The 8875-nt window shown below is 52.6% G+C and carries 8 protein-coding genes and 1 pseudogene; 4 read left to right on the forward strand and 5 right to left on the reverse strand.

Annotated features, from left to right (window positions below; genetic code table 11):
- Window positions 1-231: 231 nt before the first annotated feature.
- On the forward strand, window positions 232-606 hold the full coding sequence (locus tag M2S36_RS24220; protein WP_333957989.1) for an IS110 family transposase: 375 nt from the start codon (window positions 232-234) through the stop codon (window positions 604-606).
- Window positions 581-1447, forward strand: a pseudogene (locus tag M2S36_RS24225) (IS3 family transposase); the annotation flags it as partial. The gene M2S36_RS24220 and the pseudogene M2S36_RS24225, both read left to right, overlap by 26 nt.
- 182 nt (window positions 1448-1629) lie before the next feature.
- On the opposite strand, the gene M2S36_RS24230 reads toward M2S36_RS24225, so the two are convergent.
- The 5 genes from M2S36_RS24230 to M2S36_RS24250 form a co-directional block, all read right to left on the reverse strand.
- Window positions 1630-3612 (reverse strand): DUF3732 domain-containing protein, encoded by a 1983-nt coding sequence (locus M2S36_RS24230; RefSeq protein WP_333957990.1) that lies wholly within the window; start codon window positions 3610-3612, stop codon window positions 1630-1632.
- Entirely contained in the window at window positions 3596-4102 is a 507-nt protein-coding gene (locus M2S36_RS24235; protein ID WP_333957991.1) for a three component ABC system middle component, read from the reverse strand. The genes M2S36_RS24230 and M2S36_RS24235 overlap by 17 nt, the downstream gene beginning before the upstream one ends.
- Window positions 4099-5292, reverse strand: a complete 1194-nt coding sequence (locus M2S36_RS24240; protein ID WP_333957992.1) for an ABC-three component system protein — start codon at window positions 5290-5292, stop codon at window positions 4099-4101. Before M2S36_RS24240 ends, M2S36_RS24235 begins: the two co-directional genes overlap by 4 nt.
- A gap of 242 nt (window positions 5293-5534) precedes the next feature.
- Window positions 5535-6137 (reverse strand): hypothetical protein, encoded by a 603-nt coding sequence (locus M2S36_RS24245; RefSeq protein WP_333957993.1) that lies wholly within the window; start codon window positions 6135-6137, stop codon window positions 5535-5537.
- Window positions 6127-7257 carry an XRE family transcriptional regulator gene (locus M2S36_RS24250; protein ID WP_333957994.1) on the reverse strand — a complete coding sequence of 377 codons (1131 nt, stop codon included), beginning with the start codon at window positions 7255-7257 and terminating at the stop codon, window positions 6127-6129. Before M2S36_RS24250 ends, M2S36_RS24245 begins: the two co-directional genes overlap by 11 nt.
- Window positions 7258-8136: 879 nt before the next feature.
- Here M2S36_RS24250 and M2S36_RS24255 point away from each other — a divergent pair.
- Both M2S36_RS24255 and M2S36_RS24260 read left to right on the forward strand, forming a co-directional pair.
- Window positions 8137-8379: a hypothetical protein gene (locus M2S36_RS24255; RefSeq protein ID WP_333957995.1), complete on the forward strand. Its 243-nt coding sequence runs from the start codon at window positions 8137-8139 to the stop codon at window positions 8377-8379.
- A gap of 96 nt (window positions 8380-8475) precedes the next feature.
- On the forward strand, window positions 8476-8745 hold the full coding sequence (locus M2S36_RS24260; protein ID WP_085600479.1) for a DUF3077 domain-containing protein: 270 nt from the start codon (window positions 8476-8478) through the stop codon (window positions 8743-8745).
- Window positions 8746-8875: the final 130 nt, after the last annotated feature.

Genomic DNA, 8875 nt, shown 5'->3' on the forward strand with positions numbered 1-8875 from the left:
TTCGCGGCTAAAGCCGCTTGTGTCTTCAAGGTCTCTTAAACTCGAAAGGGTGAGAGCAGTGGATGGCAGACTGAAAGCCAGGTGTGCTCTTAAAGCACGAATGGGAGCCTAGTCGCCATCCACCTCTCACTCTGACCTAAGCCCGAACAGTTGAATGAGTGGCGAACTCGCAGTCACAAGCTAGGGCTAATTCAGAGTGCTCTTACTTCTTGAGTCTAAGAGGGCTTGGCGATGATTTCCTACTTCGTTGGTCTCGACGTTTCGAATGCGACTCTGGATGTGGGCTTTCTTCCTGAAAGTATCCCCCAGTTCCAGGTCAGGAATGACCCTGAGGGCTTTGCGCAACTGATCGCATGCCTGAACGAGCTTGAGGTCGAACGGGTCTTGCTGGAAGCCACCGGTGGCTATGAACGAGCCGTACTCAAAGCCTTGCGACTGGAGGGTTTGAACGTCGTCAGGGTCAACCCCAAGCGCTGTCGGGACTATGCGAGTGCCATGGGCAAAATTGCCAAGACTGACAAGATCGACGCCCAGATGCTGGCGCGGTTTACCAGGGATTTCGAGGACTTGCCGCAGATAAAGCCTAATCAAGAATCACTCGACTGATTACCCGGTGCGGCGCCTTTGCCAAACCCTCAAGGTGCACCCCAGCGGCTACTACGCCTGGCTGGCCGAGCCTCAATCTGCCCGAGCAAAAGAAGATCAACGTCTGCTTGGCTTGATCAAACACGCTTGGCTGGAAAGCGGAGGTGTATACGGCTACCGCAAAATTCACGATGACCTGCGTGAGCAGGGAGAGGAATGCGGTCGAAATCGAGTCGGGCGCTTGATGCAGGCGGAGGGGCTGCGTTCGCAAACGGGCTATCGGCGGCGTCTAGGGTTTTATGGTGGAAAACCAACAGTGGCCTCGCCCAACTACCTCGCGCGGCAGTTCAAGGTCAGTGAGCCGAACAAGGTCTGGGTAACAGATATCACTTACATCCGCACCTATGAGGGGTGGCTCTGCCTCGCGATAGTGCTGGATCTGTTCTCACGCCAAATAATTGGTTGGTCAATGAAGCCAAGGATGTGCAGCGACTTGGCTATCGACGTGATGTTGATGGCCGTTGGGCGACGCAAGCTACAGCAGCAAGTAATGATTCACTCAGACCAAGGCAGTCAGTTCAGTAGCTCAGATTGGCAAAGCTTCTTGAAGGCCAGCAATGTAATCAGCAGCATGAGCCAGCGGGGAAACTGCCACGACAATGTCGTAGCCGTGAGCTTTTTCCAGCTTTTGAAGCGGGAGCGAATCCGACGAAAGATCTACACAACCCGTGAGGAAGCCCGGAATGATATGTTTGATTACATCGAGATGTTCTATAACCCTAAACGCCGACACAGCAGTGCTATGCAGTTGTCTCTAGTAGAGTATGAGAAACGCTATTTCCTGAGCTTGGAGAGTGTCTAGGAAACCAGAGGCGATTCAGTGATGTATTGAGAGGCCTGCTTTCTTATCGTCAGCGTTGACGCTGGTTTGTTTTGTTTCTAGCTCTTTGAGATTCACGGGGTTATGTCCTTAACGTTGATTTTCAGTTGTTTTTTTCTTTCTAGCGAAGAAGGGAGCAATCCCTTCTTCGTGAGCGAGTACATCTACAGCCAGCTCGCCGGAATCAAGCCATCACCTCTCTTGCTCCAGGATGCAGCGGAGTGGGTGTGGGGGACTCCGCTCCAGATATCCTTGCCGGCGTGCTCAAGGACGATGATCTGGAGGTTGGCCTTTGTCCGTTTTATGGCTTCGCCAAGAACCTCAAAAATCCGTCGAGTTGCGATCAAGTCCTCAGTCCGATGCTCTCGGAGCGTGGCGATGTCGGAATCCAACGCGTTGGCACCTTGATCGCTGCTCGGGAAGTAGACCTGACTGGGCTGGTCAATTACCAGGAAGCTCAGCGGCGGAAGATGTTGATTTTCTTCCTCTAGCAAGTACTCGTGGATGCCCAGGAATGCAGCAATGTGGTAGCCCATCCAGTTTGCGCCGCTTCCTACCTCCCATAGGTAGTCGAACTGCTTGAAGTCCTTGTCGAAACGAATGGTCAGTTCCTTGCGATCCAGCTTGAGTACAGAGTTAGTTGCGCCTTCAAGGTTGCCAAATGTGTCTGCATAGTGCTCAATGAGCTCGCCCACTTTCTGGTCGACCTGCTGCTCCCGAGTTTGCCGGTTCGTTCTGCTCATCAACCTGTCGAGGTCTTCGATCTTGCCGGTGACGATCTTCATGCGCTCAGTGATGGCTTCATCCGCTGAAGTCTGGCCAATTTTTTTCAGGACTTCAGAGGTTGTTCCCGCGAGGTAATAAATCTCGCCAATGGCATTTCGCAGCTTCTCATCTTCAGCTAGGATTGCGTTCTTGTCTGAACGAATATCATGGAGCTTCTTCTCCTCTGCAGCGAGTTTTCGTTTTAGAGTGGAGATCTTGTTGTCGAAGGAGGGATTCTGCTCGAGGATATCGGCGACTCGCGTGATCTGATTGACCTTTGTCTCCAGATTGCTGATCACCGATTCCAAGGATCCCGAGCTGGATCCGCAAGCTACGCACTGACCTTCAGGTTCGAAGCTCTGTTTTAACCAGTTCAAGCCAACGACGTGGGTCTTTTCCTGGTTTACAGCTTTCACAAACCGTTGACCGTTCTCAGCAAGGCTGCTGTAACCACTGATTTCTTCGCCGAGATCATCGACGACGCGCTGCTGCTCGGTTTCCTTTGCTACTGCAGCGTCGAACCGCTCGTTGATATGCAGGCGCTTGGGTTCGACCAGAGTCTGCTCCAGGCGTCGATCCTTGTAGGCCTGCACCACTGACCTGAGTTTGAGAATCTTTGAGTCAAGGATGTCCGGGATGTTCGCTTCGAGCAGACCAATCTCGATACATTTGTCCAGCGTGCGGTCGACTTCGTTTTTCCAATGAGCTTTGGATTTTTCGACGACATTGAGCTCTTTTTTGAGGCTCTCAAGCTCCTTTGCTGCCTCATCACGTCGACGCTCATTCATGACGTACTGCGCGTCTACGATGCCCAGAGCATAGGGCATTGCTCGAATTAGCTTTTCACGGTGAGTCCAGGTATCGGCCTTGAAGAACAGAGTGTTGGGGTTCGCGACGATGTGTTGTGGGAGAAAGTTGAACGCTGCCAAGTCCCTGAAGGATGTGCGGCCATCAAGGGGGCTCGGTTTCTCAGCGTCTGAATGTGGAAGGTCACTCACCCGGGTAAGGTTGTTGAACTTGTCCTTGAAGATTGACCTGGTCGTCTTGGTAGGCACAACTTCCGGGAGCATCCCGGTGAATGGCTCAAAATAATAATCATTGGATGGGGTACCGTCTTTCGGCCCTTTTCGAGCGATGAGCCAGGTTTCACCTCGTAGGCTTACCTTCAGGCCGAACCACATGACCTTATCCCTGATAACGCCAATAGGGATCTGGCATTTGGAGGAGCCTAAGGCGTAGTCGATCACGTGCAGGATGGACGATTTGCCGGTGCGGCTGAGGCCGTGAATGATGTTGATCTTTGACTTTTCGAATGTGATCTCTTGGATCTTATTGAACTGGTTTCTGGGCCAGAGAATTACTGAGTCAATGTGAAATTTCATTGGGGATCCCGAAGAAAAGCTTGATGAGGGTCGGCGTGTCGACACTGGCATACCAGTTGGCTAAGCGGTTAACGGTCGACACCATCTCCTTGGGAAGGGCTGACTTGGTGCCTTTGGGCCAGCGGGCGATTAGGTTGCTAAAGACGGGTAGGTCATTTTCACGAGATGTAACCGCTAGGAGCTTCGTGGAAACGGCCAGGTTCAAGCCCTGGATGGTGACTGCTGCGCGAGAGGCGACACGCTGCTCCAAGTCAACCTTAAGCTCAGGTGTCTCACGGAGAATGGCGTCCAGTTTCGATCTGGCATTGCGGCTACACAGCGCTCCTCGCGAGGCCTCGTCCCAGGCAAACGGAAGTACGAGCTTCAGCTTCAAGAGATCGAGGGGGTGCTCTGATGCTTCAAGCTCGTACTGCTGTACAAACAGCGTCAGCAAAAAGCATGAGAGCGAACTGTTGTGGACGATGTATCTGTCCAAGTAGGGCCGGTTCAAGGCTTATCACCTGTCGTTGGGTGCCAGTGGACTGGATGGTTGGTGCCGTCGTCGTTCACCTGATGGTGGTAGGTACCCAGATACAGGTAACGATGGTTCGATTTGAGCCGACCTAGCTCGATCTTGAAATTCTCTGGCGAAATGGTCGCTAGATAGATCTTCTTATGGTCCGCCTTGGAGAAGTCCTCGTATGGGATCTCCGCCTCGTTGGAATGGACTTCCCGCAGGTTATCCCAGCGGTCACGCAGCATTTCTTCCAGATCGTCAAAGTGTTCAGGGAGAACCTTCCCTTTGAGCAACAATCTCGAGCGTTCTGCATACCCGCCCCAGTAATGGCCTAGCTCCTTTTCAATGGATCGCTCCATGATTCCGAGCGATTTGAGCTGAGCGATAAATGGCAATTGAAGCTCGCGGTTAAGCTCAACCAGTGCCTGATAGCCAGTGTCCTCGAGCTTCCTTGGAGTCCATGCTTCGCTCAAGAATTTGTCGAATAAAATCTGCTTGAGGTTGAAGTAAGGTTGGGAGGTTGTCCAAAAAGGTTGTTTACGTCGCCACGAGTCAAACGCTGCGTTGAACAGGTGGCCTGATAGGCTATCCAGAATGATCTTCTTGTGATCATCCAGACCCTCTGGGAACTGCAGGGCGGTATACATTGCCTCTGTAATAGAGTCTGACTCTAGTCTGTGAATCAACTCGAAACGGGTGATAACGTAAGCTAAGGACTCGTCATCGAAAGCCGTCACCTTGGCTGCGATCTCTGCTACAGCACCTGTCATTGTCAGTGCCTGGGCACGAAGGTGAGAGATAACTGCGGCCACACTCTCTGGGCTCGAGGCGGCTGAAAGTCTATGAGCTAGGCTTCCTTCGCTAACCGAGCCATTAGTGACAAGGAGGAACAAGAGTTCTTGATGGCTCCACTGTGACTGCTCAAGCTTGTCCAGCCAGTTCTTGAAGGTGTTCCACAAATTCCGGCTACTGTCTTGCAATGGGTTTTTGGCAGCGAGAGTTAGCTTGTCCTGCTCCTGGATGGAAATTGTCCCCGTCGCAGTGGGGATTACCTCTTCGACATCATCTGCTGTTTCGATTCCGAAGAGTGCGTCCTGATGACTGCTATGGAAGATTCTGTAAAGCGCACGCTCGAACTGATAGCCGAATCCGGCGATGCTTGCGCTGGCTTCTGTGTTGTCCATGGTTCCTTCTCTTGGATTGTCGCACTGGGCGTCCTATAGCGCGGTGGCGAAGCCTGATCCAGCGCCAGTGAAGGAATCTACAATTATTGGTGGTATAGAGCCACCCTTTAGGGCGGACTGAGATGCGTGGGGCTGGATATTTAACCTATTAGCTAATTTTTATTGTATATATATACAGGTCGTGTCGGGCTCAAATATTGAATCCATTTCTTCTGCCTCCTAGTCCAGTTAAATTTCCTTGATCACTTAGCAGAGGGTGCCGGCACTGGATAGGCAGCGATGTTCAGTTTGCACTGCAAGGCCATCTGGTATGCAGTGTCTAGGTGCGTGGCAAGCGAGCCCCCCATCTCAACGTGTTGCGACAACACTTCCTGGTGGTCAGCATCTGTCAGGATGTTGTTGAAGATGAGCCACGAATGCAGGTGTGGTGTAGTTTGCGTTATGGAATTTGCAACGTTTTCGGATAGTGCACGGGCTTTGCGGTCATCAGTGATGAAGGCTTGTCGGATTTTGCTGGCGAAGGCAATTGAGGACAGTTCGCCTTTCCCCAGCTTCCTGCGATTTTCGAGATCAGCGATAGCCTGTAGGTCGTCAATACTGCAGGAGTGGGATGCAAACTTGCCTTTTTTTCTCTCACGTTCCAGACGCTCCCTGAGCTCAAGGTCGGCATCCGTTGGAGATGACCGTGGCTTGACCAAGCATTCATAGAGTACAAAGCCGGTTATGCAAAATTCGCACTTGGCTTCTTGAGCCCCTGCATAAAGCCTACGTGATGACAACACGTTCCAAACAGAGCAAGTGTCTGCGACGTTGATTTTGTGGAATTTGGATGGATCAATGGCCATGAATTTTCCTCCCGTACAGCGACGCAAGTGCGTTCAGCTCCCCATAGCCGCAAAGCAGTGCCTCAGCTAGCCGCCCAAGGCTGATGACGCCTTGGCTATGAGCATCCAGACATAGCGTCACGTAATGATCCGATAGCCCTCGTTCGAGCAAGGTGGCTTTCCTCACTCGTTGCTGCTGTGTGAGGCTTTCAGGCAACTCAGGATCAATTTTCGCTTCCCGCAAAACACGATAGCTACGGATGCGTCGACTGGTTTCTTTATCGGTTCGCTTCGCTGCTATCAAGGCGACACCAAGGGCGTCACAGCTCACCCGGAATTTATTGGCCCATGATTGGGCATCCTCTTGCGTCCAAGCGCTGGGGTCAGGGAGCTTGCTGATCGTCTCTGGTGGCATCAGATAGCAGGATGCAAACCTATTGGCGCGAACTTCCCTGATATCCTTGTCTCCTGGGATCGTCACGCTTGGCCCATCTTCGCTGTCAAAAATGCAGTGAGCCATCTCGTGAGCCGCACTGAAGCGCTGTCGGTACACATCCTCGTTGTAGTTGACCAAAATGCACTTGCCGGCAATGGGGTGTTTCACGAAAACGCCAGAAATCTTGGAGTTTTCCAGTCTACGACGAAACACATGCACCCCAATCGAGCGAAATTCTGCGTAGACATCTCGGGGCACCTCCCGATCTGAGTGCCCCATGAGCTGACGAAATGCCTTAGCCGCCTCTTCTGCATGACCTATGTAGTAGTTTCCTCGCGGATGGAAAGCGAATGACCGGGCACTGCCGTGAAGCTCCTGCGTGAGGAATTCTTCGGTCTCACAGAGATACAAAAATTCCTGGATCGCCGCACGATCTTCTCTCGAAAACTCATGGCCGTGGGCCCGGTACAGTGTTTCCGTTTGCTCGAATGGAGCCAGTTCCTCGTTCGAGATGAAGAATTTGAAATCGCAGCGATAGTAGTCGGCAAGAATGAGCACCTCATCCCCGGAGGGCTCTAGCGTTCCCATCTCGATTTGTTTGAGCCGTTCCTCGTCAATAGCCACTGCCTCAGCGACTTCGCTCAGAGAGCGCTGGAGCTGATTACGGTACCGCTGGAATTTATCGCCTAAGGCTTGGAGGTTCATGCGCTGGGTCACATCCTAGTGGCGGTGCTCCGAGAGATCATAGCTTGTGAAGTAAGCGAGAGAGACGGCTAAGTAGGGAAAGGACCGTTACCATGGCTCACTTTTGCGGCTGCCAGGAACGATGAGGGGTGTGAGCAGCGAAGCCGCAGAAGCCTAGCTTGGAGGTGGTGCTGAAGTCGTCCGGCGCGAGTCAGAGGCAGGGCCATTGCAATTCTAAAGAGGCATCGAGGCCAGCAGGGTTCTAGGTTCTGTGTGAAAAGTTTTAAGACGAAGGTCAGGCAAGGCGAAAACAGCCGAGGAAGCGGAGTTTACGGGTTGTAAATGAGCATTCCGAGGCTGTTTCAACGCAGCATACACCGAGTATCAAGGCTTTTCGTACAGAGCCTAGCGTCAAAAAATTTTTGGCTCCGAGGTCTAGCTTCTAGGCAGGCGGCGGCAAACTCTTTGGCCTGAACATGCCGGCGATGATTCTGGCATCCAGCAGCGCATGGTGATTCAAACTACAGCAGTAACGGATGATTTACTCAGACCAACGCAGTTAGTTAACTAGCTCGATTGGCGTCACATGTTGTTACCCCTAGCGGCAAAAAATCAGATTTTGCCCCTTTCTTGTAGGGCATTTCCCAAAGATACTGCCGCCTATTGTGGTCTTCTGGGTGGGCCTCTAGTCTCGACTGGTCGTTGCGATCCAACGACCGGCTTTGACAGGCCGACTCAAATTACAATCCTCAGCTTTCCCTTCAATGGTGGCTGTGCGTGGGGCACCTTCGGGTGCGCCGGGTTTCTCAATTTGACCGGTCTGTCAACCCGTGCACAGCTGCCACCCTTTGTTTGACAGCAAATGGCGGTAGTCCCCAACCACAAATTGAGGGTTACACCATGCTGAAGATAGTCCCCGATCCACCCTGCAACCTCCACTCCCTGGAAGACACACTGTTGATGGCCGCGGATTACGCGCTATGCGCCGAAGCCGTTGCTCAGCAAGCGGTTTTGATGCAACCGAGATCACCCGTCTCGGTATTGATGATGGCGTCAATGCACGAGCTGGAGACCCTCCGCAAGTTGCTTGAATCAGCGCTGGCTCAGGTCCAAAAAACAGCAGATCCGCAGACGCTGCATTAATCCGCATCATGATTCGCCTGGGGCTGCCTCTGTGGGAGCCCGGCTTGCCGGCGATAGGGCCAGCCCAGGCACTAGAGATTTCGGGGAGATTGAACGATGTCTACAGAAGAAACCAAATTCACCGTCGGCAAAACCACTTTCTACCAAGGTGAAAACCAGACCCATCCGCTGTTCCGTATCGAAGCCGGCATCCCTTGCCAGAGCGCCCGGGAACAAGCTTCGGAGCTGATGGGCTATGCGCGAGACATGACCCTAGACGGCCTAATGGAAGACAAGCCTCAGCTAATCTGGGCTTCGCACTACCTCTGTGCCTTGGCCAAGGCGCTCATGGATGATGCTGAACTGGGCATGATGAAAAACCCTTGAACACCACCGCAGGCGTAATGCCTGTCAGTCAAGCGATTTGGGGCTGCTTTGCGGCCCATCGCCGGCAAGCCAGGTCTCATTGAACTGCACATAACTTATTGAATTAGCGGGGCCCCTGTGGGAGCGGCTT

Origin of the sequence: Pseudomonas sp. SF2 (genome assembly GCF_036858055.1) — a bacterium.
GTDB lineage: Bacteria > Pseudomonadota > Gammaproteobacteria > Pseudomonadales > Pseudomonadaceae > Aquipseudomonas.